Genomic DNA, 23,897 nt, shown 5'->3' with positions numbered 1-23,897 from the left:
GGCCCGGGCCCTTCCTCGGTGTCCCTGAGCTGGACCGTGCTGAATTGACGATCGAGGCCCTGGGCCAGCAACTGAAGACAACCCACCACCCCTAGAGGAGACAAACCATGAAATCCATCCATACGCCGGTCCTCGGCGTGGCGCTAGCCTGCCTGGCGTCTTTGCCTGGTGCCGTTTCGGCACAGTCCAAGGTCGAGCTTTTCGGCGTCGTCGACGTCGGCGTGGCCCATCTGGGCGGCTCGGGCGCTTCCAAGACCGGCCTTTCCACAGGTGGTGCCAATATCAGCCGTCTGGGCTTTCGCGGCACCGAGGATCTGGGCGGTGGCCTGAAGGCGGGCTTCTGGCTTGAGGCCGGCCTGGACGTGGACAGCGGCGCCGGCAAGGCTGCGGGCGGCGGCCTGAGCTTCAACCGCCGCTCCACCGTGAGCCTGATGGGCAACTGGGGCGAGGTGCGCCTGGGGCGCGATGACTCTGCCACTTTTCTGAACACGCTGATCTTCGATCCCTTCCTGACCAATGGCGTCGGCGGCACGGGTGCCTTCACCATGCTGGGCATCCCGGGCGTTCCCTCGACCGGCGGTGCGCCCATACAGATCAGCAATGCCGTGAGCTATTTCCTGCCCCAGAACCTGGGCGGCTTCTACGGCCAGGCTCAGCTGGCATTCGGCGAGCAGCCCAGCGGTGCGGCCAACAAGCGCGAGGGCGACTACCGCGGCCTGCGCCTGGGCTATCGCCAGGGGGCATTCAACGGCGCGCTGGCCACAGGCCGGCTCTACGGCAACACCAGCGACACCAATCTGACGGCGAACAATGTGGGCCTGTCCTACGACTTCGGGGTGGCCAAGCCCATGCTGCTGTGGGCCTCGGAAAAGCGAGGCGGCACCAAGATCACGGCCGTGCAGCTGGGCGTGACCGCTCCCGTGGGCAATGGCGAGGCCCGTGCCTCCTTCGGCCACTACAACCTGTCCGGCAGCAATGCGGACTGGAACAAGATCAGCGTGGGCTATGGCTACAACCTCTCCAAGCGCACCCAGGTCTACGGCACTTATGCCTACCTGAAGAACAAGGGCTCGGCGGCGAAGTCCATCGGCGTGCAGGGGCTCAGCGCTCCCGGCACCACGCCGGGCGGCAACGCGAGCGGCCTGGAACTGGGCATCCGCCACTTCTTCTGATCCTGCCCCTAGGGCCGGCATGGGCCGGCCCCGGGGTTTCGGCAGCAGCACGGCTGCCGTACCGCGCGCCCGCCAGGACGTGCGCCCTGGCGGGGCCGGCGGGTGCCGGTCCCGGCTTTTCTCTCTCTCAACGCTAGCCGGACCCTATCATGAAAGACTCACGCTCGTTGCGCTGGTGGGGCGTGGTCACGCTGTTCGTGATCGTCGCCATTTCCTACGTGGACCGGATCAATATCTCGGTCCTCATCACCGATCCCGACTTTCTGTCGCACATCGGCCTCACCCCTGACGACCGAACGCGTCAGGGCCTGCTGGCCACGGCCTTCATGGTCGGCTATGGTGTTTCATCCTTTGTGCTCACGCCGTTCTGCGCGGCGCTGTTCGGCGTGCGCCGCAGCCTGTTTGCCGGCTTGCTGCTGTGGGGCGTGGTGACATTCCTGTCACCGGCCATGAACAGCTACGGGCTGCTGCTGGCATCGCGCATTCTGCTGGGCGTGTCCGAGGGGCCGCTGTTCTCCCTGGCCGGCAGCTACATCAAGGCGCATTTCGAGAGCCGCGAGAACGGCAAGCCCAACTCCCTGGTCAATATGGGCACCGGACTGGGCCTGGCGGTGGGCTATCCCTTCGTCGGCTACCTGGTTGTAGGCCACAACTGGGAGACCTCGTTCCATGTGCTGGGCCTGATCAATGTGCTGCTGGGCGTTCCGCTGGTCTGGGCCTTTGTGCGCATGCCCAAGGTGGAGACCGGCATGCCCAAGCCCCAGTCGCTGGGCGCGGCTGTGGGTCAGGTGGGCCAGATCGTGCGCGGCGCCATGCACACGCGCTATCTGTGGCTGATCACCATTCTCACGGCGGCCTTTCTGTCCTATCTCTGGGGCAGCAGCAACTGGCTGCCCGCCTATCTCAAGGAGTCGCGCGGCTTTTCCATGCGCGAGATGGGCTGGCTGGCTTCGCTGCCGCAATATGCGAGCGTGGCAGCGGTCTTCGTGGGTGGCATGATCATCGACCGCATCGCGCGCCGTCAGGTGCCGCTGATCTTTGTCTTCGGCAGCATGGGCGTGGCGGTTGCCGTGTGGCTGGCCATCCATATGGAAGACCGCTATGCGGCGGCCTATTGCCTGATTGCCGCCAACTTCTGCTGGGGGCTGATGAGCCCGGCCATCCCCAGCACCGTGCAGCACTGCGCGCGGCCCGAGCATGTGGCCAGCGCCTATGGTGTGGTCAACGGCGCGGGCAGCCTGGTCGCAGGTTTCATGCCGGCGATCATGGGGGCGGTGATAGGCGCGCTGTCGGCCCGCGGCGGCGTGAGTGCGGGATTCTTCGCGGGCTTTGCAGCACTGATAGGCACGCAGGTGATCGTGATGCTGTGCGGCATCGTGCTCTGGGTGCGCGAGCGCCATGCCGAACCGCAGTCATCGTGATGCAGATATAAAAAAGGAGCGCCTGGCGCTTATTTTTTATGGGTTTCAGCATCTTTAGAGTCTGAGATGACGGTCAGTCAGGCGTAAACAGCTCCTGTTTTGATGGCAAACGCCTTGAGCCTGGCGCGGTGCATCTGTGCAGACACCGAGCATGGGCTGCCCCAGCATGGGCTGCCCCAGCGTGGGCTGCCCCAGCACGGGCTGCCCCAGCAAGGAAAGGTGTCGTCCCTCTCGGGGGAAGGCGCGTAGCGCCACAGGGGGTCTACTTCAGCCAGCCGCGTTTGCGGAAGTACAGCATGGGGCCGACGGCGCTCAGAATCATCAGGGCGACCACGTAGCCGTAGCCGAATTCCCATTCCAGCTCGGGCATGAACTTGAAGTTCATGCCGTAGACGCTGGCAATCAGCGTGGGCGGAAGCAAGGCCACGCTGGCCACCGAGAAGATCTTGATGATCTTGTTCTGATTGATGTTGATGAAGCCGACCGTGGCATCCATCAGGAAGTTGATCTTGTCGAACAGAAAGGCGGTGTGACTGTCCAGCGACTCGATGTCGCGCAGGATCTGGCGCGCTTCCTCGAACTGCTCGGCATTGAGCATCTTGGAGCGCATCAGAAAGCTCACGGCGCGGCGCGTGTCCATGACGTTGCGGCGGATGCGGCCGTTCAAGTCTTCCTGGCGGGCAATCGCTCCCAGCACTTCCTTGGCCATCTCGTCGGTCACGTCGCCGGACAGCACCATCTTGCTGGCTTTTTCCAGGTCGTCGTAGATGCGCTCCAGCGTATCGGCCGAGTATTCGGCGTCAGCGTCAAACAGCTTGAGCAGCACGTCCTTGGCGTCATCGATCAGGCCGGGCGCACGGCGCGCTCGCATGCGCAACAAGCGAAAGACAGGCACATCCTCGTCGTGGATGGAGAACAGCACGCCATGGCTGCGCAGCGCTGCGTTTTGCTGGTTGACGATGAAGGCCACGCGCACCGAGCGGGGGTCTTCGTCGTCGTCGATCAGAAAGTCGCTGCGGATATGCAGCTCGCCGTTGTCTTCTTCGTAAAAACGCGCCGATTCCTCGATATCGTCGTCCATCGCATCTTCAGGGATGGACAGCTCGTAGTGCTGCTTGATCCAGCGCTTTTCTTCGAGGGTTGGCGATTCCAGATCGACCCAGACGGGGCGAAAGCGTTCAAGGTCTGCCAGGGACTCGATTTCTTCCTGAACGAGTCGGCCATTGGCTAGCGTAAAGATGTTGAGCATCAGCTCACTCCCGGTTGTTCTTGAGGTTCTGCAGGGATCAGGGCGCTTTCAACCCCCACAGTCTTTACCGGGAGCTGAAAGCTACCAACTAGGGTAGGTTTCCACGGATGTCTTTCAATAAATCGAAGCCAGTGATTATGCTACGTTGCACTGCAGCATGTCGCGTGCGGCATCGTTGGGAGAGTGGGCAAGCGGGGCTTGTCTCCCGCCTGTCACAGCCCCTTGGTAAATGCGTCGGCCTGCACCAGGTCGGCCCAGGCTCCGGCCTTGGCCTGCGGCGCACGCAGCAGATAGTTGGGGTCGTAGGTCACCACCGTGGGCACGCCCGCAATGTGGTGCGGCTCGGCCCGCAGCCGGCCCAGCGCATCATGGCGGCCCAGCACGGCGCGTGCACTGGCCAGGCCCAGAACCAGTACGCAGTCAGGGCGCAGCTCTCGCAGCAGAGCCTCCAGAGCGGGTTGCAGCGCCTGGGCATGACTGAGGTCGGCATCGGGCGGCGCGCGGTGCAGTGCGGCGCTGAAGACGCGCGGTTTTTCCTGCAGTCCGAGGGCGCGCAGCATATTGTCCAGCAGCTTGGCGGCATCGCCCTGCAGCGCCGTCTGGGCGCTGTCGGCCGCAGGCCTTTGCGCCGGGCTCAGCAGGGGCGGGTTGGCGGCAGGCTCCAGCAGGATCAGCCAGCCGCCTTGCTCAGCGCTTTGCACATGCTGAGGCGCATGGGGGTAGACCAGCTGGGCGGGACTGATGGTCCAGCCAAGGCCGGGCTCGCCTGCTGGCCCTGCGGCGGGTTGCTGCACAAACTGACGCGGCTCGTGCGGCCGGTGGCCGGACAGGTTCTGGGGCGGTGGGCTGGCGGGCCTGGGGGTCTGGGCGGGCGGCTGGGCCGGTGCCGGCGCTACCTCCGCTGCGGGAGCGGCTGCTTGTACCACGGGCGGGCTTGCGGGCGGCGCCACGCGCATTGCCGGCGCCGCGACGGGCAGGGGCTCGGCGACCGGTGAGGGTGCCACGGCGACTGCAGTGGCAGCGGTGACAGCAGCCACTGCTGCGGGTTCCACGGGCTTGGGCAGCCAGACGGTAATGCCCATGGCTTGCAGCATGGCCCGCTGGCGGGCATCCAGGTTCAGGGCCATAGTTTCAGACTCATGAGCACCGCATGTTCGCGCGGGCCGTTGGGGTTGGGGTAGTAGTTCTTGCGCAGGCCGACTTCGGCGAAGCCGTGCCTGAGATAGACCTCGCGGGCGCGGGCATTGCTTTCGCGCACTTCCAGCCAGATCCATTGGGCATTCTGCTGCCGCGACCACAGCGCCAGTGCATCGAGCAGCACGCGCGCCCAGCCCTGGCGCTGGCAGGCCGGATTGACGGTGATATTGAGCAGATGCACCTCGTCCAGCGCCTGCATGGCGACAAAGTAGCCCAGCAGCTGGTGATCGGCATCGACCAGCAGCTGTATCTGGTAGCCGGCCACCATGGCGTCCTGGAAGTTGCCGCGTGTCCAGGGATGGGCATAGGCCTGCTCCTCGATCGGCAGCAGGGTGTCGAGCCAGAGCCCGGACAGCGGCTCGAAATGCACCAGAGATGCCGCATCCTGGGTGCTGGCGTCGGTAGCGAGTGTGGAGCGGCTGGGCAAGGTCATGAGGTGCTTATCGGGAGGCGGCGTCGGAGGCAGCAGCAGCGGCGGCCTTCTCGGCTTCGCGCTCGGCCGTGGTTTTTGCCACTTTATCGCGGATATAGCGCGGCAGCGCCTCTTCAGCCGGCACCGCGCAGCCTTTTGCCAATAGTGCCGGTGCCAGGCGCAGCATGGCCGTGGCCGTGGGCATGGCGTGCACATGGCGGGCAGCGGGCGCCAGCAACTCGGGGTAGACGGGCTGGGCATTGCCCGCCACGGCATGGCTGGCTGCAGCCTGCAGAGCCTCCGGGGCGCACAGGCCGAAGTCCTCGGGCTCGATCCACTGGCCGTCCACATAGCGGAACGCGGCGTGATAGACCTCGTGCATGCGCGCGTCGAGCACGGCCTCGACCTCGGTGCAGCCATGCAGATGACGGGCCTCTTCGGCCACGGTGAGCAGCGAGTCCACGGGCAGCACGGGAACCTTGGCGGCAAATGCCAGACCCTGGGTGATGGCGCAGGCCGTGCGCAGGCCCGTGAAGGAGCCGGGACCGCGCCCGAAGGCAATGGCGTCCAGCTGCGCGAAGCTCAGCCCCGCATCCTTCATGAGCTGGCGGATGGCCGGCAGCAACTGGGCCGACGACTGCTGCGCGCCCGGCCCGCTGTGCTGCCAGATGGCATCACCACGCTGGACGGCAACAAACAAGGTATCGGTACTGGTGTCGATGGCGAGAAGATTCATGTTCGGCGGGGCGTCAGCCGCAGGCGGGCTGGAGCGCAATATGGGCTGCACTGGACTGCACTGGGCTGCAGCAGAGGGCAGCGTAGCCCTGCATTATCGGACGCCCGCCGCCAGCTTGCCGCAGGCGCGGCCAATGCCCGGCATGGGCGAAGCCCGGCGTAGACTCTGGCCCCATGCTGCAGACCCCCTTCTTTCTTCGCAAGACCCTGAGCGCGCTGGGCGCATCGCTGCTGGCGCTGCTGGCCCAGCCCGCGCTGGCGCAGTCCCTGCCTGCCGACACCCGCATTCCCGCCGCCGTGGACGCGGCGCTGCAACGCGCCAAGATTCCGCGCGATGCCGTATCGCTGCTGGTGATGAATGTGGACGGCAGATCGCCGCCGAACCTGGCCTGGCGCACGCACCAGGCCATGAATCCGGCTTCGGTCATGAAGCTGGTCACCACCTATGCGGCGCTCGACCAGCTGGGCCCGGCCTATGTCTGGCGCACGCCCGTCTATCTGGGCGGCCCGGTGGTCGATGGTGCCCTGCGCGGCAACCTCTACATCCAGGGCCAGGGCGACCCCAAGCTGGTGCTGGAGCGCCTGTGGCTGATGCTGCGCCGCCTGCAAGGCATGGGCATCAAGGTCATCGTGGGCGATATCGTGCTGGACCGCAGCGCCTTTCAGCTGCCCGCGCATGATGCGGCGGTCTTCGACAATGAGCCCTGGCGGCCCTACAACGCCTCACCCGATGCGCTGCTGATCAACTACAAGGCCGTGGCGCTGAATATTGCTCCTGATACAGGAGCTGGTGTCGCTCGTATTCAGTACGATCCACCAATGTTCGGCATGGAAAACCAGCAAGCAGTTGCGCTGGCTGCTCCTACTTCTGATTGCGGCGACTGGCGCAGCAAAATGCAGCTGGACATGAACAATCCGCAGCGCATCGCCTTCAACGGCAGCTATCCGGCAAGCTGTGGCGACAAGAGCTGGTCCATCGCACCAGCGCAGCCCGAGCGCTTTGCGGCCAAGGCCATAGAAGGCATGTGGCGCGAGCTGGGCGGCAAGCTCACCGGCGCCGTGCGCGACGGCAGCGTGCCCCAGGGCCTGCAGCCGGCGTTCCAGCTGGAGTCTCCGGCATTGTCCGAAGTGGTGCGCGACATCAACAAATACAGCAACAACATCATGGCCCAGCATGTGCTGCTCACCCTGGGCATGCAGCGCACCGGCGTGGCCAGCTTCGACTCTGCCAGGCAGTCGCTGGCCCAGTGGTGGGCCGCGCGCTGGGGCAATGCCGAGCAGCCCGTGGTGGACAACGGCGCAGGTCTGAGCCGCAATGCCAGCATTACGGCCAGCGGACTGGGGCAGATGCTGCAGAACGCCTGGGTCTCGCCCGTGATGCCCGAGTTCGTCTCCTCCATGCCCATCGTCGGCGTGGACGGTACGCTGCGCCGCAGCAAGAGCCGGTTTGCGGGCGCGGCCCACCTCAAGACCGGCAGCCTGCGCGATTCGGCCGCGCTGGCCGGCTATGTCGACGGTGCCAGCGGCCAGCGCTATGTGCTGGTGGCCATGGCCAACCACGCCAATGCGGCCGCGGCGCGCACGGCCTGGGATGCACTGGTGGACTGGACGGCGGCCCAGTAGTCGCCAGGGGGCGGCCGCTCTATCCCTGCTCAACCTGCTCAATCGCCGCCCTTTGCCAGCCTCGACAAACCGGACCTTGGTCCGGTTTTTTGTTGCGTGACAGCCTGATGACCAAGTTATTGGGCGTTGGATTTTTGTCCAACCATCGGTAATTGCCCGATAACAACGCCTGGATGAGTGTCGCTACGATGACGCTGAGGAAAAAAAGCACGACCGTGCGATTCACAACACCTCAGGAGAACATCATCTTGGCAAGCAAACTCAAACTCTTGGCGGCTGCAATGGCAACGGTGGGCCTGCTGGCGGCCTGCGGCGGCGGAGGCGGAGCCGATACCACCCCCAAGGCCAAGGTCACTTCGGTCAAGGTCATGGGCGACAGCCTCTCGGACAGCGGCACCTTCGGCTTCAAGTTCACGGTACAGGGCTCGGCGCTCACCGGTGCCGGCTCGACCATGATCTGGCCTGAGCGCATTGCCGACCAGTTCAGCCAGAGCTTGTGCGCCCACTTTCGTGCCGGTGACGAGAATCTCACGACTTATCAGGAAGTCGCTACCTGCACCAACTACGCAGTGGGCGGTGGCCGCGTGAACCCGCTGGATGCGCCGACATCGCCCAAGTCGGTTCTGGTTCAGATCCAGATCGCATCCAAGGCAGGCTTCAGCGCTGATGATCTCGTCGTCATCGATGGCGGCGCCAACGATGCCGCCGACGTGATCGGGGCGCTGATTGCTGCGGCCAAGGGCAATTCGCAGCCGCTGAACGCCATGGTGGCCTGGCTGGATTCCAAGGCTCCGGGCACGTCCACGGCCCTGATGACCCAGGCCGGAGGCGATGCCTCCACGTTTGCCGGCCTGGCGGCGGGTGCCTATCTGCAGACCCTGGCCAAGACTCTGGCCGGCTCCATTGCGCAGAATGTGGTTGCCAAGGGCGCCACGCGTGTGGCCGTGCTGAATGTTCCCGCCATCACCAAGACACCTCGCTTCCAGATGGTCCTGGCCAGCATTGCCCAGGCCGCAGGCGGCGGCGATCAGGGGGCTGCTGCGGCCGCCAAGCAGGAAGCGTCGTTCGATGCCCTGGTACAGGTCTTCAACAACCAGCTGGCCGCCAGCCTGGCAGGCCTGTCCCAGGTGGCCCTGGTCGACTTCTACACCGAGTTCAAGAGCCAGATCAGCAACCCGGCCCAGTACGACTTTGACAACGTGAAGGACCCGGTCTGCCCGATCACTGGCGTTGACGCAAGCGGCCTGCCCACCTACACCTTCCCCACCTGCACGGCAGCGGCCTTGAGTGCGACACCCGGCAAATCCAGCCCTGACTGGTGGCAGCACCATGTCTTTGCCGACAGTTTCCACCCCACGCCTTATGGCCATCAGCAAATGAGCCAGCTGGTTTCCCGCTCTCTGGCCCGGAAGGGCTGGCTGTAAATCCGTCCGCACCTCAATAACAAGGAGACAAAACCGTGAAAATTTCTGTGCGGATCATTGCAGCCGCTGCTGCGCTGACGGCCTGCGGTCTGGCCAGTGCCCAATCGGCCGGAAGCTGGATGGCGCGTGTAGGCGTGACCCATCTGGCGCCCGATGTGAGCAGCGGCAATCTGTCGGCGCCATCGTTTCCCAACACCAAGGTCGACGCCGGCAGCAACACCCAGCTGGGCGGCGGCATCACCTATATGGTGACCGACAATCTGGCGCTGGATGTGCCCCTGGCCACACCTTTCAAGCATGACCTGTCGGGAGCCGGCTCGATTGCCGGCGTGGGCAAGCTGGGTAGTACCAAGGCCATTCCCGTGACCTTGATGCTGCAGTACCGCTTCAATGAAGTGAATGCTCCATTTCGTCCCTATGTGGGCCTGGGCGTGACCTATGCCCATTTCTATGGCGAGAAGACCACGGCCACGCTCAACGGCCTGACGGGGGGCACCCAGGCGAATCCGACCACTGCCAAGTTGGATGACAAGTTTGGTGCCCTGGCGCAACTGGGCTTTGTCTATAACTTCAGCGAACGCTGGTTCGTGGATGCCTCCTACGCAAAGAGCTTTCTGAAGACCAAGATCCACTTGTCTTCGGGCCAGAGCATCAGCGTCAGGCTCAATCCCGATGTGTTTAACCTGGCCATCGGCTACCGCTTCTGAGGCGCTGAAAGGCACTCATGGAAAAGTCCGGGTATGCCCGGACTTTTTATTGCTGAACCCACTCGGCTGCTCGGCTAAGCAGCGGCCTCTGCGCGGCTGGACTTAGCCCGCAGCCGCCGCACGCTGCAGGCGGTCGCGCACACCTTCCCAGTCGGCGGTGTCTGGCGGGGTTTCGATCCAGATCAGCTTGGCGCCCCAGTCGTCGAAATTGCGCAGCATGCCAAACAGCTCGCGGGCCACGTCGCGCGGCTCGTCGGACATGCGGCGCAGCAGCAACTGGGCCGTTGTGACATGGAGGGGGCTGCGGTGATAGATGGCAATATTCCTGCCATCCCGGCCCAGGATGTCCAGCGCCGATTGCAGCTGCCTGGCATCCATGAGCCGCACCTTGGCGTTGGGCGCGTAATGGGCCAAAAGAGTTCCCGATGCACGCGGGGTATCCGCAGTCAGCTCTTCTTTCGACAGCGGCCGCAGGCCGCAGGCACGCTCGATATCGTCACGTGTGATGGCGCCGGGGCGCAGCAGCACGGGCACGCCACGCGTGCAGTCGACGATGGTGGATTCAATGCCCACTTCGCAGGCACCGCCATCGAGTACCAGCAGTTCTTCGCCAAACTCGGTGGCCACATGCTCGGCCGTGGTGGGACTGACGCGGCCGAACTTGTTGGCGCTGGGGGCCGAGACGCCCCAGACCGGCGGATCAAGCTGCTGGCAGGCCTTGAGCACCGCATGGGCCACGGGGTGGGACGGGCAGCGCAGGCCCACGCTGTCCTGACCGCCGGTCGATGCCTTGGCGGCATGCGGCAGGCGCGGCAGGATCAGGGTCAGTGGGCCGGGCCAGAACGCATCGATCAGTTGCTGGGCAAAGACCGGTACTTCCTTGGCATAGCGGGTGATGGCGGCGGCGTCGGCCACATGCACGATCAGCGGATGGTTGGCCGGGCGGCCCTTGGCGGCAAAGATCTGCGCCACGGCCGCATCGTTGTCGCTGTCTGCGGCCAGCCCATAGACCGTCTCGGTGGGCAGGCCCAGCAGCCGGCCTTGCTGCAGCGCAGCCGCAGCGGCGTGCACCGAGGACTCCAGCGTTCCATCCAAGATCATTTCAATTCCTCTTTCATGCACTGCGCCGCCGTATGTGCGGTGCTTTTGCGCTTGCAGAGCATCAGCGAAGGACGCCGAGCAAGGGCCGCCCCGCAGCGAGGGCGTCGTCCCCCTCCCGCGTAGCGAGAGAGGGGGAAGCGGCAAAGCCGCTCAGGGGGTGTTATCAGAACGCTTCAATGCCGAGGATTTCAGCGGCCTTCAAAGCGGTTTCACGCGCTTTTTCGGGGCTTGCCGCGGTGATGTTCAAGTGACCCATTTTGCGGGCCGGCTTGGCATCGACCTTGCCGTACAGGTGCAGGTGGGCACCGGGCAGGGCCAGGACCTGGTCCCAGGCCGGAGCCTGTGCCGTGCCGTCGTTCTTGAACCACAGGTCGCCCAGCAGGTTGAGCATGACGGTGGCGCTGTGCTGGCGCGGCTGCACCAGGGGCAGATTGGTCATGCAGCGCACCTGCAGCTCGAATTGCGACACATCCATCGCGTTCTGGCTGTAGTGGCCGCTGTTGTGCGGGCGCGGGGCAATCTCGTTGACCACCAGCTGGCCGTTGTCCAGCACAAAGAATTCCACGCAGAGCACGCCCACGTAATCGAGGCCGATAGCTACGGACTTCGCAGCGGCTACCGCTTGCTCGGCCTGTGCTGCGGGCACGTTGCCTTCGTAGACCTCGGTCACGGCCAGAATGCCGTCGCGGTGCAGATTGCGCTGCACGGGCAGGTTGACGATGTCGCCATTGCGGCCGCGCGCCACGATGACCGAGCATTCATGCGCCAGTGGCAGCATTTTTTCGAGCACGCAGGCCACCTGCTTGAGCTCGCTCCAGGCCTTGACCAGCTCGTCGCGGGTCTTGACGCGGATCTGACCCTTGCCGTCATAGCCCATGCGTGCGGTCTTGAGAATGCCGGGCAGCAGCGCGTCGTTGACGGCCGCCAACTGCTCGGCCGTCTCGATCACGGCATAGGGGGCGCAGGGCACGCCGCACTTCACGAAGTGGGCTTTCTCGGCAGCGCGGTCCTGGGCGATCGCCACGGCAGAGCCGGCGGGCGATACGGGCAGGCTCTCGGCCAGCTTGTTCAGCGAGCCGGCGGGCACGTTTTCGAACTCGGTGGTCACGGCTGCGCAGAGTCTGGTCAGCTCGGCCAGGCCCTGGGGGTCTTCGTAGCCGGTGCGCACATGCTGGTGGCTGACCAGGCCGGCAGGGCTGGTCTCGTCCTTGTCCAGCACGGCGGTGAAATAACCCATGGCCTGTGCGGCATGGGCAAACATGCGGCCCAGTTGACCGCCGCCCAGCACGCCGAGCGTCGCACCCGGCAGAATGGGTGCCCCCACGTTTGCCACTGCGTGTGCAGCAGGGGCCTTCGCGCCTTGGGACGGCCCGGTGGCGCTCATTGCTTGCGTGTCGCGGTCGCTCATGCGTTCACCGGCAGGGTCATGTTGCGGGCCGCGTCGGTCTGCTCGGCGCGGAAGGCTTCGAGCTTTTTGCGCAGCTCGGCATCCTCGTTGGCCAGCAGGGCCACGGCAAACAGGGCCGCATTGGCCGCACCGGCATTGCCGATGGCAAAGGTGGCCACGGGCACGCCCTTGGGCATCTGCACGATGGAATGCAGCGAATCCACACCCTGCAGGTGACGGCTGGCCACAGGCACGCCCAGCACCGGCACGGTGGTCTTGGCGGCAATCATGCCGGGCAGGTGGGCAGCACCTCCGGCGCCGGCAATGATGGCCTTGATGCCTCGGTCGGCGGCAGCTTCGGCAAAGCGGAACATGTCGTCCGGCATGCGGTGGGCCGATACGACCTGCGCTTCAAAAGCGATACCGAATTGCTGGAGGATGGCAACTGCGTGTTGCATGGTGTCCCAGTCGCTGCTGGAACCCATGACTACGCCAACTTGGATGGGGTTCATGTTCTTCAGGGCGCTGCCGCCCGGCCTAGTGGAACCCCCGATTTTACGGTTTCGCTGCATTGCCGGCCGACTGTGGGGCATAGCCGTCCGGGCAAAGCAACTATGACTCCCGGATGTGGGCCGCCGCGTTATCGCGTGCAAAGCCCAGCACGCGGTCCCTGAAGACATGGATGACCCAGGCCAGCGTGACCAGTATCTGCAGGCTCAGAGAAGCCCAGGGCACATAGCTGACCCAGGCGCCGACTCGCTCTATGCCGTCCGGCGAGCTCATCCACATGGCCACCACAGGCTGAACAAACATGGCGCCCGTATGGCCGCCCATGCCATAGGCCAGCAGCGGAGCGGCGATGTTGAGGATCAGCCAGGCGACGACAAACGAGGCCAGGGGGGACTTGAGTCTGCCCGCCAGCAGGGCGAAGCCGGTCAGCAGCAGGCAGTCGCGCAGCAGATGCAGGCACAGATAGAAGGTGAAGCTGTTGAGCTTGCCGCTGATGGCCGCCTCAAGTGACTGGGGGGCGAACAGCAGCAGCAAGGCCATGGCAAAGCCCAGCAGCAGGCTGACCGGCCACAGCGGCAGCGCCTCCAGCGCCTCGCGCCAGCGCTGGCGGCTGGCCGACCATTGCACCTGGCGCCAGGCGCGCAGATGCTGGTCCATATGTTGCAGGGCGACATAGGCGGTGCCGATCAGCGCGATCCAGGCGGTGCTGCTGAAAAATTCGGCAATGCCCAGGTTGAGCGAGCCGGCTGCGAAAAATCCCGCCAGTGCCAGGCCCAGAGGCCAGGCCCAGGGCAGGGTGCGCACATCGAGTCGAGTGCAAAGCTGGCGCCACAGGGCCAGCAGCCCCAGGCCCAGCACCAGGGTGCCGGCCAGATAGGCCAGGCCCAGGCCGCCCACGTCCAGGCCCCACCAGAAGACCGGCTCGACGTCGAAGTCCACAATGGCCTTGTAGACAGGGGTGGTAAAGGGGCCGGGTGCGAAGAACAGGATCAGCAGAGGCATCAGTGCTGCTCGCCGGCGATTGATGGGCCTGTCCCTCAGCCCCCAACTCATGAGCACGGAATTCATGGCCCAGGTCTGCAGGCCCAGGCCCCAGATCACGGCCAGGCCAATCGTGTGTTGCAACTTCAGGGGCTCCAGCGCCCAGAAGTGGGTCACACCCGCCACGGCCAGCGCAAACCACAGCACATAGAGCCAGGCAGGCAAGGTGGCGCCCAGCAGCTTTCCCCAGGCCATCTGCCAGGGGGTGAGCACGGACAGGCGTTGCCAGTCCCAGGTGTTCTGGCTGGCTTCCTCGGCCAGGCTGCGCCCGGCCAGCACGCTGCCATAGATGATGGCAGCCAGGTACAGGCCGGCAATGGCGGTCATGCTCAGCGTACCGGGCAGTCCTTTGGCAGAGGACAGGGCGAAGGGCAGGGCCAGGATGAGCAGGCTCAGGCCCAGGCTCCAGGCCAGCAGCGAGGGGCGCCAGTTCAGCCAGAGCTGGCGCTGGAATTCGGGATTGCGTTGGCTCATGCTTGCTCCTGACTTTCGGTATCGCGGGCCTGGGCCGTGCGGGCATAGCGGTCCTGCAGCCGCTCGCGCACCGGGTACAGCGCGGCGACGGGAATGCCTGCCTGCACCATCTGGGCCAGCCATTGGGCGCGTGCGCTGGCGCCAGCAGGCAGCCACAACTGGATCGGCCGGCGGCCCGTGGTGTCGAAGTCCTGCACCGAGGCGCTCAGCAAGGCCTGACGCAGGCGGGCCTCAAAGCCTTCGCTTGGCTCCATGGCCACTTCCAGTGCATAGAGCTGGGGCTGCTGGTCAACTGCGACGGGTTGGCCTGGGCCGTGGGCGTTTTGCAGTGCCTCATGGCTTTCGATGCGGCCGTCGCGGATGCTCAGGATATGGGTGCAGTACTCGTCCAGCTCGCTGAGGATGTGGCTGGAGACGATCAGAGTCATGCCCTGGGCCTGAAGCTGGCGAAACAGCGTCGAGAGGCTGCTGCGCGCATCGGGGTCGAGGCCGCTGGCGGGCTCGTCGAGCAGCAGCACGCCGGGCTGGTGGACGATGGCCTGGCCGATCGCCACGCGCTGGCGCTGGCCGCGCGAGAGCTCGGTCGGGTGGCGGTGCAGCAGCTCCGTCAGGCCCAGTTGCTGGGCCACCTGCTGCACGCGGCCATCCACGTCGGCGGGCGCAGCGCCCATGGACAGGGCCGAGTACTGCAGGCAGCGCATCACGCTGAGCCTGTCGTACAAGCCATAGAAATCCGAGAGATAGCCCAGGTGGCGGTGCACTTCGCGCGGCTGCTCCTCGACTGACAGGCCTTTGACGCGGATATGGCCAGACAGCGGCTGCTCCAGTCCGGCAATGCAGCGCATCAGTGTGGATTTGCCGGCGCCGTTGGGGCCGACGAGTGCCGTCACGCTGCCCGCAGCGATGGACAGGCTCACGCCGTCAAGGGCGCGGTGGCCCGGATATTCAAACACCAGTTGTGAAACTTCAATCAAGTCTGCGCTCCTTGGTTCGCGATCAATATAGCCCAGGGGCGCGAGGCACGGTGGGGTGGTCACTCTTTAAACCGTAGCTGCTTGCGCATGCCGTTCATTGATTGCCGGCATAAAACACCTTGAGTTGACCTTGAAACATGCGCAAGCTGCTCCCATCTGAGTAGCAAAGACCCGGTCCATTCTGGTCTATGGCTTGCGCTCGCGCATTTGCGTGGAGAATCGCAGCATCGTGCGGTGGGCACTCTGCTGGAGTGGCCGGTTCGCAGACTTTTCAGCGCCGCTGCCCGCGTGGCAGCGCACAAGCAGCATTGGGAATCACATGATTGACGTCACCCTCGAGAATTTTGAAGCCGAAGTCGTAGCCGCCTCCATGGCTGTGCCCGTGCTGGTGGACTTCTGGGCGCCCTGGTGCGGCCCCTGCAAGACGCTGGGTCCGGTGCTGGAGAAGCTGGAAGTCGCCTATGAAGGCCGCTTCAAGCTGGTCAAGATCGACTCCGATCAGGAGCAGCAACTGGCCAGCATGTTCGGCATCCGCTCCATCCCGACCTGCGTGCTGATGATCGGCGGCAAGCCCGTGGACGGTTTCATGGGTGCCCAGCCCGAGGGCAAGCTGCGCGAGTTCCTGGACAAGCATCTGCCCTCCGAGGGCGAGCTGGCGGCCGAGGCTGATGCCGACGAAGCCCAGGCCCTGCTGGAGTCCGGCGACACCCAGGCAGCGCTGCAGAAGCTGGCCGATGCGCTGGCGGCCGATCCGGCCAACGACGATGCGCGCTTTGACTATGTGCGCCTGCTGATCGCCACCGGCAGCTTCGAGGAAGCTGCGGCCCTGCTGGCCGAACCCATCAAGCGCATTCCCCAGCCGCTGCGCTTCGAAGCGCTGAACCAGTGGCTCAAGGCGCTGGAATTTGCCGTGCAGGACGACAATGCCGATGTGGCCAAGTACGACGCCGCCATCGCTGCCAACAAGCGCGACTTCGACGCCCGCTTTGGCCGTGCGCGCGCGCTGCTGGCCCACAGTCGGTGGACCGACGCCATGGACGAATTGCTGGAAATCATCATGCGCGACAAGACCTGGAACGATCATGCCGCGCGCAAGCTGATCGTCGGCGTGCTGGAGCTGTTGACCCCGCCCAAGCCCAAGAAGCAGGACGCCGTGCCCGGCAAGACCGGCGGCGGCATCGAGCTGCTGGGCAAGAACAGCACCGAGCAGGATGAGGCCACGGCCATGGTCAATAGCTACCGTCGTCGTTTGAGCATGGCGTTGAACTAGAGACTCCCCCTGGCCGGGCGCCCCTCTCTCTACGCGCTTCGCGCTATGGGAGGGGGACGACAGCTTCGCTGCGCGGCGGTGGGGGCCGTCCAGGTATTGCTCGCTGTCCCCTGCTTTTGGGGGCGCCAGTTTTGGCGATTGCGTTGAACGAGACTCGCGATGGATCAGATCTTTTCAGTGGCCTTTCAGGGCCTCTTTGTTTATCTGGGGCTGGCGCTGGCATTCGCGGTGCTGGCGGCCGTGCTGCGCTCGCCACGCTTCAAGGGCTGGCGCGGCGAGCGGGCCGTGCAGGCGGCGATTCGCCGGCAGCTCAATCCGCTGATCTATGTGGACATGCACAACGTCACCCTTCCCACGGCGGATGGCGGCAGCACGCAGATCGACCATCTGATCTTTTCGCCCTATGGCCTGTTTGTGCTGGAAACCAAGAACTTCCAGGGCTGGATTTTCGGCACTGAAAAGCAGCGTGAATGGACGCAGCAGATTTTCAGGAAACGCAGCCGCTTCCAGAACCCGCTGCGCCAGAACTACAAGCACATCAAGACCTTGCAGTCGCTGCTGGACATTGCACCGGAGCATCTGCACTCGGTGATCGCCTTTGTGGGCGACTGCGAATTCAAGACCGAGATGCCGGTCCATGTCACGCGCGGCCTTGGCTTTGTCGGCCATATCCAGAGCTTTACCAAGCCCGTGTGGAGCCCCGAGCAAATGCAGGCGCTGCTGGACAAGCTCTACGAGCTGCGGTTGCAGCCCGGTCGTGCCACCGACAGGCAGCATGTGGCGCATGTCCGGCAATTGCAGGCGGCCAGCAAGGCGCGCAAACCCCGCAAACCCCGGCTGGAGCCGGCGGCAGAAGCCTCGGCCCAACTGGTCAGGCTGCCCGCACCCGGGACGGTGAATATTCACCTGGAGCCTGTCATGTCGGCGCCGCCTTCGGCCGCAGTCGATAGGGAGTTGTCAGCGCAGGTACAGCCCACCCAGCCAGCCGTTGCGGCTCCTGCCAAGATGGTTGACACTGCGGCAGAGGCAGCAGAGCCACTCTGCCCGCAGTGCGAATGGCCGCTGCGCAAGTTGCTGATGCAGCGCGGGCCGCTGGCGGGGCAGGCCGTCTGGCGCTGTACCAATGCGGCGGCCTGCAGTTTTGTGCGCGGGCACGTCTGATACTCCTGAAATATGAGCTGTCAGCGCTTTTTCTGTCTGTGCCGATGGCCGGAGAGGTGTTTGTGATGACTGCTTTCTCGAACCTGCGCGCCTTGCTTGCTCCGGCACTGGGGGTGCTCCTGCTGTTGGGCGTCCTGGCTGGCGCCGCTGCAGATGCAGGGAGCGTGGCGACCGAGGGCGAAGCCATGGCCGCCGTGCCGGCACCGCTGCTAAATACCTATTGGAAGCTGGTGCAGCTGGGCGATGGCTCGCATGTCAGCGCCTATGACAACCAGCCCGAGCCGCATCTGGTGCTGGAGGTCGGCAGCGGCCGCTTTCATGGTGCAGGCGGCTGCAATCGCCTGCGCGGCAACTACAGCCTGGATGGGCGCTGGCTGCGTTTTTCGGCGGTGGGCAGCACCCGCATGGCCTGTGTGCAGGGCATGCGCCGGGAGCAACTGCTGATGGCAACCCTGGCCCTGGTCAGCAGCTATGCCGTGCAGGGGCAGAAGCTGGTGCTCAGCGATGCCGAGGGGCGTGCGCTGCTACGGTTCGAGGCGGTGTATCTGCGCTGAACCTCAGTGCGTCAGTTGCGGGCTGGCGGACTGGAGTGACGGGGCATTGCCCAGCGAACGAATCGGTATGCCCATGTCCTGCGGAATCTCGCCCGACAGCTGCAGCGCCAGATAGCGGGTGCAGCACACGCGCAAGAAAGAGCTGAAGTTGCTCACCGCTTTGCGCTCTGCCAGCAGCTCGTCGTAGAGCTTGGTGCAGAGCTGGGGAACGGTATAGCCGTCCCGCGCGGCAATCTCTTCGAGTACCTGCCAGAACAGGTTTTCCAGCCGGATGCTGGTCGCCACTCCATGCAGGCGGATGGAGCGGGCCCGGTGAGCCCAGAGCTGCGGATCGGCGCTGATAAAGACCTGGCACATGGCGCGACTCTCCAAAACAAAACCGGGCCATGGTGTGGCCCGGCGAGTACGGCGTCAAGTGGGCGACTCTTGAATTGATAGCTTGCTGCGCTTGATGGGAAAGCGCTGAAGGCCAATTTCAGTGTGAGATCTTCGTGCCCAGCAGCGCGAGAAACTGTGCAATCCAGGCCGGATGAGCGGGCCAGGCCGGAGCGCTGACCAGATTACCTTCGGTATGGGCCTGGTCGACGGGAATGTCCGCATAGCTGCCCCCGGCCAGTTCCACCTCGGCTCGGCAGGCGGGATAGGCCGAGCAGGTGCGGCCCTTGAGCACGCCGGCGCCGGCCAGCAGTTGCGCGCCGTGGCAGACGGCGGCCACGGGTTTGTTGGTGTCGAAGAAGTGACGAACGGCCGCGCGCACGCTTTCATAGCCGCGCAGATACTCGGGGCCGCGGCCGCCGGGGATGACCAGCGCGTCGTAATGCTCGGGCTTCACATCGGCAAACGTGGCGTTGAGCGTGAAGTTGTGGCCGGGCTTTTCGCTATAGGTCTGTGCGCCTTCAAAGTCGTGGATGGCAGTCTTGATCTGGTCGCCGGCCTTTTTGTCGGGGCAGACGGCGTGCACGGTATGGCCCACGGCCAGCAGGGCCTGGAACGGGACCATGGTTTCATAGTCCTCGCAGTAGTCGCCGCAAATCATCAAAATCTTCTTGCCTGCCATGGTCTGTCTCCTGTTGAAGTGTCAAACCATTGTGGACAGGCATGCGGTGCTACGGGTATTAACGGGCTACTACATTTTGGCGGCTGGGTAGTGTGTGCCGTAGTCCGACGAACGCTGATACAGCGTCAGTCCGAACTGCGGCAGCACACCGATCAGATGGTCGAAGATTTCGCCCTGTATACCTTCGTACTCCACCCAGACGGTGGTGTTGGTGTAGCAGAACAGCTGCAGAGGCAGTCCGGTGGGCGATGTCTCCATCGTGCGCACCATGAGGAACATGCCCGGGCCTTTGCCAATGCGCGGGTGGCCCATCAGATAGGCGTAGGCATAGGCCTTGAAGGCGGCCAGATTCGTCACCTGGTGGGCGGCGATGGCCTGGGTAGGCATGGCGGCCTCGGCCGCGCCGGGCATGGCCTGCAGGCCGTCACGCTCGCTCCAGTAGGGTTGCAGCAGGGCGATATGGCCCATGCCTGCGCGTTCCTCGGGCGAGAGCAGATGCACGGTGTTGGCGTCCAGGTTCAGCGAGCGCATGATGCGGCGTCCGCCCGAGTCGAACATGCCGCGCCAGTTCTTGAAGCTGTCCGTCATCAGCCGCCAGGTCGGAATGGTGGTGATGGTCTTGTCCCAGTTCTGCACCTTGACGGTATTGAGCGCGATATCGGTCACAAAGCCGTCGGCACCGACCTGGGGCATCTCTATCCAGTCGCCCACGCGCAGCATGTCGTTGCTGCCGAGCTGAACGCCTGCGACAAAGGAGAGGATGGTGTCCTTGAACACCAGCATCAGCACCGCCGACATGGCGCCCAGGCCCGAGAGCAGCAGCAGCGGCGAGCGGTCCATCAGCGTGGCCACGATGAGCACCACGGCAAAGCTGCAGACCAGCAGCTTGCCCAGCTGCACATAGCTCTTGATGGAATGGGTCTGGACGGCGGTCTTGCGCGCCTCGTCGCGTTCGTGGGCCTCGTTCGTGGCATTGAGCAGATCGCACAGCACGCGCGCCAGGTGGTAGAGCGTGAAGGCAATCGCCACATTGGTGATCAGCGTGGTCCAGCGCGGCTCCAGATGCGGCACGCCCTGGATGCCGAACTGCACGATCAGCGAGGGCACGACCTTGGCCAGGCGGCGCAGCACCTTGTCGTGCATGAGGATCTGGGCCCAGCCGGTCCTGAGGGTGTCGCGCATACGGCGAAAGACCTTGAGCCCCAGCCACTGGGTCAGCCAGCCGGCCACAAGGGCGGTCAGGGCCAGGACGCAGAGCGAGACCAGAATTTGCATGGCGGGATTCCAGTCAGAAACAAAAGACCAGCGGGAAAGCAATAGCAGCTCCTCAGAAGAATGGACCGGGGCAGGAGCGCAAGTCTGGCAACTTCGGGCAGAAGGCAGGCGATGGCGTCGGGCACGGAAACAGGCCGGTCAGACCGGCAGCCGTGCAAAAAGTTTAGCAATGTGTGAACAACCACTAGCTTACGCAAAGCCTTATTTCCCAGCGTGGCGTGCAGGAAGGTCGCCCGGATGGCGCAGCGGGTTTTGCGGTAATGCGGGGCTAAACCGGCGCAAGCGGTCGGGCAGCCTAAAATCCCTGTTGATTTCAGATTTCTACCTTGCCGGATCCCAAGTGGGGCTGGCGGCCACTGCACTGCACCATGCAAGAAAAATTCAACCACATCGAGGTCGAGCGCGCCGCGCAAGAACACTGGCAAGCCAAGGACGCCTACCGCGTCAGCGAAGACGGAAGCAAGCCCAAGTACTACGCCTGCTCCATGCTGCCCTACCCCAGCGGCAAGCTGCACATGGGCCATGTGCGCAACTACACCATCAACGACATGCTCACGCGCCAGCTGCGCATGAAGGGTTACAACGTCCTCATGCCCATGGGCTGGGACGCCTTCGGCCTGCCTGCCGAGAACGCCGCGCTGAAGAACAAGGTGCCGCCTGCCAAGTGGACGTACGAGAACATCGCGTACATGAAAAAGCAGATGCAGGCCATGGGTCTGGCCATCGACTGGAGCCGTGAGGTCGCCACCTGCGAACCCGAGTACTACAAGTGGAACCAGTGGCTGTTCCTCAAGATGCTGGAAAAAGGCATTGCCTACCGCAAGACCCAGGTGGTGAACTGGGACCCGGTGGATCAGACCGTGCTGGCCAACGAGCAGGTCATTGACGGGCGCGGCTGGCGCACCGGCGCTTTGGTGGAAAAGCGCGAGATCCCTGGTTACTACCTGGCCATCACCCACTACGCCCAGGAGCTGCTGGATCATGTGCAGCTCGGCAACGAGAAGGCCACGTTGAACGGCTGGCCCGACAAGGTGCGCCTGATGCAGGAAAACTGGATCGGCAAGTCCTCCGGCGTGCGCTTTGCCTTCACCCATGACATCAAGGGTGCAGACGGCCAGCTGATCCAGGACGGCAAGATGTATGTCTTCACCACGCGTGCCGACACCATCATGGGCGTGACCTTCTGTGCAGTCGCCCCCGAGCACCCGCTGGCGCTGCATGCGGCGGCCTCCAGCCCCGAGCTGGCAGCCTTCATCGAGGAGTGCAAAAAGGGTGGCACCACCGAAGCCGAGCTGGCCGCCAGGGAAAAGGAAGGCAAGCCCACGGGCCTGTTCGTCACTCACCCCATCACCGGCGCGCAAGTCAAGGTGTGGATCGGCAACTATGTGCTGATGAGCTATGGCGACGGCGCCGTGATGGGCGTGCCCGCCCACGACGAGCGCGACTTCGCCTTTGCCAACAAGTACGGCCTGCCCATCAAGCAGGTGGTGTCCGTGCAAGGCCAGGCCGCTTATGACGACAAGCAGTGGAGCGACTGGTACGGCGACAAGGAGCGCGGCGTACTGATCAACTCCGGCGATCTCGACGGTCTGAGCCACAAGGATGCGGTGCAGGCCGTGGCCAAGATCGTGGGCGACAAGGGCCTGGGCGAGCTCAAGACCACCTGGCGTCTGCGCGACTGGGGCATCAGCCGTCAGCGCTACTGGGGCACCCCCATCCCCATCATTCATTGCGCCGATTGCGGTCCTCAGCCCGTGCCCGAGAAGGATCTGCCCGTGGTCCTGCCCCAGGATCTGGTGCCCGATGGCTCCGGCAATCCGCTGGTCAAGTCCGAGGCCTTCCACGCCGGCGTGGTCTGCCCCTGCTGTGGCAAGCCCGCCCGCCGTGAAACCGACACCATGGACACCTTTGTGGATTCGTCCTGGTACTTCATGCGCTACTGCGATGCCAAGAACAGCGAGCAGATGGTGGCCGATGGCGCCGATTACTGGATGCCCATGGACCAGTACATCGGCGGCGTGGAGCACGCCATCCTGCACCTGCTGTACGCGCGCTTCTGGACAAAGGTCATGCGCGACCTGGGTCTGGTCAAGATCGACGAGCCCTTCAGCAAGCTGCTGACCCAGGGCATGGTGCTCAACCACATCTACAGCCGTCGCACGGCCAAGGGCGCCAAGGAATACTTCTGGCCCAAGGATGTGGAGCATGTGTTCGACGAGTCCGGCAAGATCATCGGCGCCAAGCTGAAGGTCGAAGTGGACAGCGCCGACGGCCTGCTGCCCGTGGGCACCGCCATCGACTACGAAGGCGTGGGCACCATGTCCAAGTCCAAGAACAACGGCGTGGACCCTCAGGATCTGATCGAGAAGTACGGCGCCGACACCGCACGTCTGTACACCATGTTCACCTCGCCGCCCGAGCTGACGCTGGAGTGGAACGATGCCGCCGTGGAAGGCAGCTATCGCTTCTTGCGTCGCGTCTACAACTTCGGCAGCAAGCTGACAGGCATGGACATGGCTTCCGCGGTGCAGGGCGTGGCCGGTGCCAAGTCGCTCGATGATGTGGAGTTCGGCAAGGCGGCCAAGGCCCTGCGTCTGGAAATCCACAACGTGCTCAAGCAGGTCGAGTACGACTACTCGCGCATGCAATACAACACCGTGGTCTCCGGCGCAATGAAGATGATCAATGCGCTGGAAGACTTCAAGGCCCTGGATGACGCCGGTGCCAAGGTGGCTCTGATCGAAGGCTTCGGCATTCTGCTGCGCGTGCTCTACCCTGCAACGCCTCACCTGGCGCATGTGCTGTGGAGCGAGCTGGGCTATGCCAACCACCTGGGCGATCTGCTCGACGCCCCCTGGCCGCAGGTCGACCCCAAGGCTCTGGTGCAGGACGAGATCTCGCTGGTGCTGCAGGTCAACGGCAAGTTGCGCGGTGCGATCCTGGTGTCCGCCACAGCCGACAAGGCGGCCATCGAGGCGGCGGCGCTGGCCAATGAGGAGTACCAGAAGTTTGCCGAAGGCCGCGAGCCCAAGAAGATCATCGTGGTGCCGGGCCGTCTGGTGAATATTGTCGTGTAAATGACTCCCCCTGAGGCGCTTCGCGCCTTCCCCCTCTCTCGCTTCGCGGGAGGGGGACAATACCTTCGCTGCGGGG

At 64.4% G+C, this 23,897-nt stretch carries 21 protein-coding genes; 9 read left to right on the top strand and 12 right to left on the bottom strand.

Features of this window, described 5'->3' with window-relative positions; genetic code table 11:
- Nucleotides 1-107: 107 nt before the first annotated feature.
- Both QYQ99_RS09910 and QYQ99_RS09905 read left to right on the top strand, forming a co-directional pair.
- Entirely contained in the window at nucleotides 108-1,172 is a 1,065-nt protein-coding gene (locus QYQ99_RS09910) for a porin (RefSeq protein ID WP_302092473.1), read from the top strand.
- 149 nt (nucleotides 1,173-1,321) lie between these two features.
- Nucleotides 1,322-2,593 carry an MFS transporter gene (locus QYQ99_RS09905; RefSeq protein WP_302092472.1) on the top strand — a complete coding sequence of 424 codons (1,272 nt, stop codon included), beginning with the start codon at nucleotides 1,322-1,324 and terminating at the stop codon, nucleotides 2,591-2,593.
- Between the two features lie 262 nt (nucleotides 2,594-2,855).
- On the opposite strand, the gene corA is transcribed toward QYQ99_RS09905, so the two are convergent.
- The 4 genes from corA to tsaB form a co-directional block, all read right to left on the bottom strand.
- A complete protein-coding gene (gene corA / locus QYQ99_RS09900; protein ID WP_302092471.1) occupies nucleotides 2,856-3,842 on the bottom strand; it encodes a magnesium/cobalt transporter CorA in 987 nt (328 codons plus the stop codon).
- A 212-nt stretch (nucleotides 3,843-4,054) separates the two neighbouring features.
- Nucleotides 4,055-4,969 (bottom strand): uracil-DNA glycosylase family protein, encoded by a 915-nt coding sequence (locus tag QYQ99_RS09895; RefSeq protein ID WP_302092470.1) that lies wholly within the window; start codon nucleotides 4,967-4,969, stop codon nucleotides 4,055-4,057.
- Entirely contained in the window at nucleotides 4,960-5,472 is a 513-nt protein-coding gene (gene rimI / locus QYQ99_RS09890; RefSeq protein ID WP_302092469.1) for a ribosomal protein S18-alanine N-acetyltransferase, read from the bottom strand. The genes QYQ99_RS09895 and rimI overlap by 10 nt, the downstream gene beginning before the upstream one ends.
- Before the next feature lie 7 nt (nucleotides 5,473-5,479).
- Nucleotides 5,480-6,187 carry a tRNA (adenosine(37)-N6)-threonylcarbamoyltransferase complex dimerization subunit type 1 TsaB gene (gene tsaB, locus QYQ99_RS09885; RefSeq protein WP_302092468.1) on the bottom strand — a complete coding sequence of 236 codons (708 nt, stop codon included), beginning with the start codon at nucleotides 6,185-6,187 and terminating at the stop codon, nucleotides 5,480-5,482.
- Nucleotides 6,188-6,360: 173 nt separating this feature from the next.
- Between tsaB and dacB the strand changes: the two genes are divergently transcribed.
- The 3 genes from dacB to QYQ99_RS09870 all read left to right on the top strand — a co-directional run bounded on the left by dacB (nucleotide 6,361) and on the right by QYQ99_RS09870 (nucleotide 9,940).
- Nucleotides 6,361-7,809: a D-alanyl-D-alanine carboxypeptidase/D-alanyl-D-alanine endopeptidase gene (dacB, locus tag QYQ99_RS09880; protein ID WP_302092467.1), complete on the top strand. Its 1,449-nt coding sequence runs from the start codon at nucleotides 6,361-6,363 to the stop codon at nucleotides 7,807-7,809.
- 248 nt (nucleotides 7,810-8,057) lie between these two features.
- Nucleotides 8,058-9,233, top strand: a complete 1,176-nt coding sequence (locus tag QYQ99_RS09875) for an SGNH/GDSL hydrolase family protein (RefSeq protein WP_302092466.1) — start codon at nucleotides 8,058-8,060, stop codon at nucleotides 9,231-9,233.
- A 35-nt stretch (nucleotides 9,234-9,268) separates the two neighbouring features.
- Entirely contained in the window at nucleotides 9,269-9,940 is a 672-nt protein-coding gene (locus QYQ99_RS09870; protein WP_302092465.1) for an OmpW/AlkL family protein, read from the top strand.
- Nucleotides 9,941-10,042: 102 nt separating this feature from the next.
- Here QYQ99_RS09870 and QYQ99_RS09865 read toward each other — a convergent pair whose 3' ends face one another.
- The 5 genes from QYQ99_RS09865 to QYQ99_RS09845 form a co-directional block, all read right to left on the bottom strand.
- On the bottom strand, nucleotides 10,043-11,041 hold the full coding sequence (locus QYQ99_RS09865; protein WP_302092464.1) for an L-threonylcarbamoyladenylate synthase: 999 nt from the start codon (nucleotides 11,039-11,041) through the stop codon (nucleotides 10,043-10,045).
- A 163-nt stretch (nucleotides 11,042-11,204) separates the two neighbouring features.
- Complete coding sequence (locus QYQ99_RS09860; protein WP_302093149.1) at nucleotides 11,205-12,302, bottom strand: 5-(carboxyamino)imidazole ribonucleotide synthase; 1,098 nt, start codon at nucleotides 12,300-12,302, stop codon at nucleotides 11,205-11,207.
- A 143-nt stretch (nucleotides 12,303-12,445) separates the two neighbouring features.
- Entirely contained in the window at nucleotides 12,446-12,940 is a 495-nt protein-coding gene (gene purE / locus QYQ99_RS09855; protein WP_302092463.1) for a 5-(carboxyamino)imidazole ribonucleotide mutase, read from the bottom strand.
- A 100-nt stretch (nucleotides 12,941-13,040) separates the two neighbouring features.
- The gene (locus tag QYQ99_RS09850) at nucleotides 13,041-14,453 is read right to left on the bottom strand and encodes a hypothetical protein (RefSeq protein WP_302092462.1); all 1,413 of its coding nucleotides are present in this window, start codon (nucleotides 14,451-14,453) and stop codon (nucleotides 13,041-13,043) included.
- Nucleotides 14,450-15,427, bottom strand: a complete 978-nt coding sequence (locus QYQ99_RS09845; RefSeq protein ID WP_302092461.1) for an ABC transporter ATP-binding protein — start codon at nucleotides 15,425-15,427, stop codon at nucleotides 14,450-14,452. The genes QYQ99_RS09850 and QYQ99_RS09845 overlap by 4 nt, the downstream gene beginning before the upstream one ends.
- Nucleotides 15,428-15,746: 319 nt before the next feature.
- On the opposite strand from QYQ99_RS09845, the gene trxA reads away from it, so the two are divergent.
- From trxA to QYQ99_RS09830, 3 genes are all read left to right on the top strand, one after another.
- Entirely contained in the window at nucleotides 15,747-16,697 is a 951-nt protein-coding gene (gene trxA / locus QYQ99_RS09840; protein WP_302092460.1) for a thioredoxin, read from the top strand.
- Nucleotides 16,698-16,856: 159 nt separating this feature from the next.
- Nucleotides 16,857-17,858 carry a nuclease-related domain-containing protein gene (locus QYQ99_RS09835; protein ID WP_302092459.1) on the top strand — a complete coding sequence of 334 codons (1,002 nt, stop codon included), beginning with the start codon at nucleotides 16,857-16,859 and terminating at the stop codon, nucleotides 17,856-17,858.
- A gap of 65 nt (nucleotides 17,859-17,923) precedes the next feature.
- Nucleotides 17,924-18,412, top strand: a complete 489-nt coding sequence (locus QYQ99_RS09830) for an META domain-containing protein (RefSeq protein ID WP_302092458.1) — start codon at nucleotides 17,924-17,926, stop codon at nucleotides 18,410-18,412.
- A gap of 3 nt (nucleotides 18,413-18,415) precedes the next feature.
- On the opposite strand, the gene QYQ99_RS09825 is transcribed toward QYQ99_RS09830, so the two are convergent.
- The 3 genes from QYQ99_RS09825 to QYQ99_RS09815 all read right to left on the bottom strand — a co-directional run bounded on the left by QYQ99_RS09825 (nucleotide 18,416) and on the right by QYQ99_RS09815 (nucleotide 20,744).
- Complete coding sequence (locus tag QYQ99_RS09825; RefSeq protein WP_302092457.1) at nucleotides 18,416-18,769, bottom strand: ribbon-helix-helix domain-containing protein; 354 nt, start codon at nucleotides 18,767-18,769, stop codon at nucleotides 18,416-18,418.
- Between the two features lie 118 nt (nucleotides 18,770-18,887).
- The gene (locus QYQ99_RS09820) at nucleotides 18,888-19,469 is read right to left on the bottom strand and encodes a DJ-1/PfpI family protein (RefSeq protein WP_053282459.1); all 582 of its coding nucleotides are present in this window, start codon (nucleotides 19,467-19,469) and stop codon (nucleotides 18,888-18,890) included.
- Between the two features lie 69 nt (nucleotides 19,470-19,538).
- Entirely contained in the window at nucleotides 19,539-20,744 is a 1,206-nt protein-coding gene (locus tag QYQ99_RS09815) for a mechanosensitive ion channel family protein (protein ID WP_302092456.1), read from the bottom strand.
- 368 nt (nucleotides 20,745-21,112) lie between these two features.
- On the opposite strand from QYQ99_RS09815, the gene leuS reads away from it, so the two are divergent.
- The gene (gene leuS / locus QYQ99_RS09810; RefSeq protein WP_302092455.1) at nucleotides 21,113-23,821 is read left to right on the top strand and encodes a leucine--tRNA ligase; all 2,709 of its coding nucleotides are present in this window, start codon (nucleotides 21,113-21,115) and stop codon (nucleotides 23,819-23,821) included.
- Nucleotides 23,822-23,897 lie beyond the last annotated feature (76 nt).

Source organism: Comamonas testosteroni (assembly GCF_030505195.1).
In the GTDB taxonomy this organism is placed as follows: Bacteria; Pseudomonadota; Gammaproteobacteria; order Burkholderiales; family Burkholderiaceae_C; genus Comamonas; species Comamonas testosteroni_G.
This window is presented reverse-complemented; position numbering and strand designations above follow the sequence as displayed.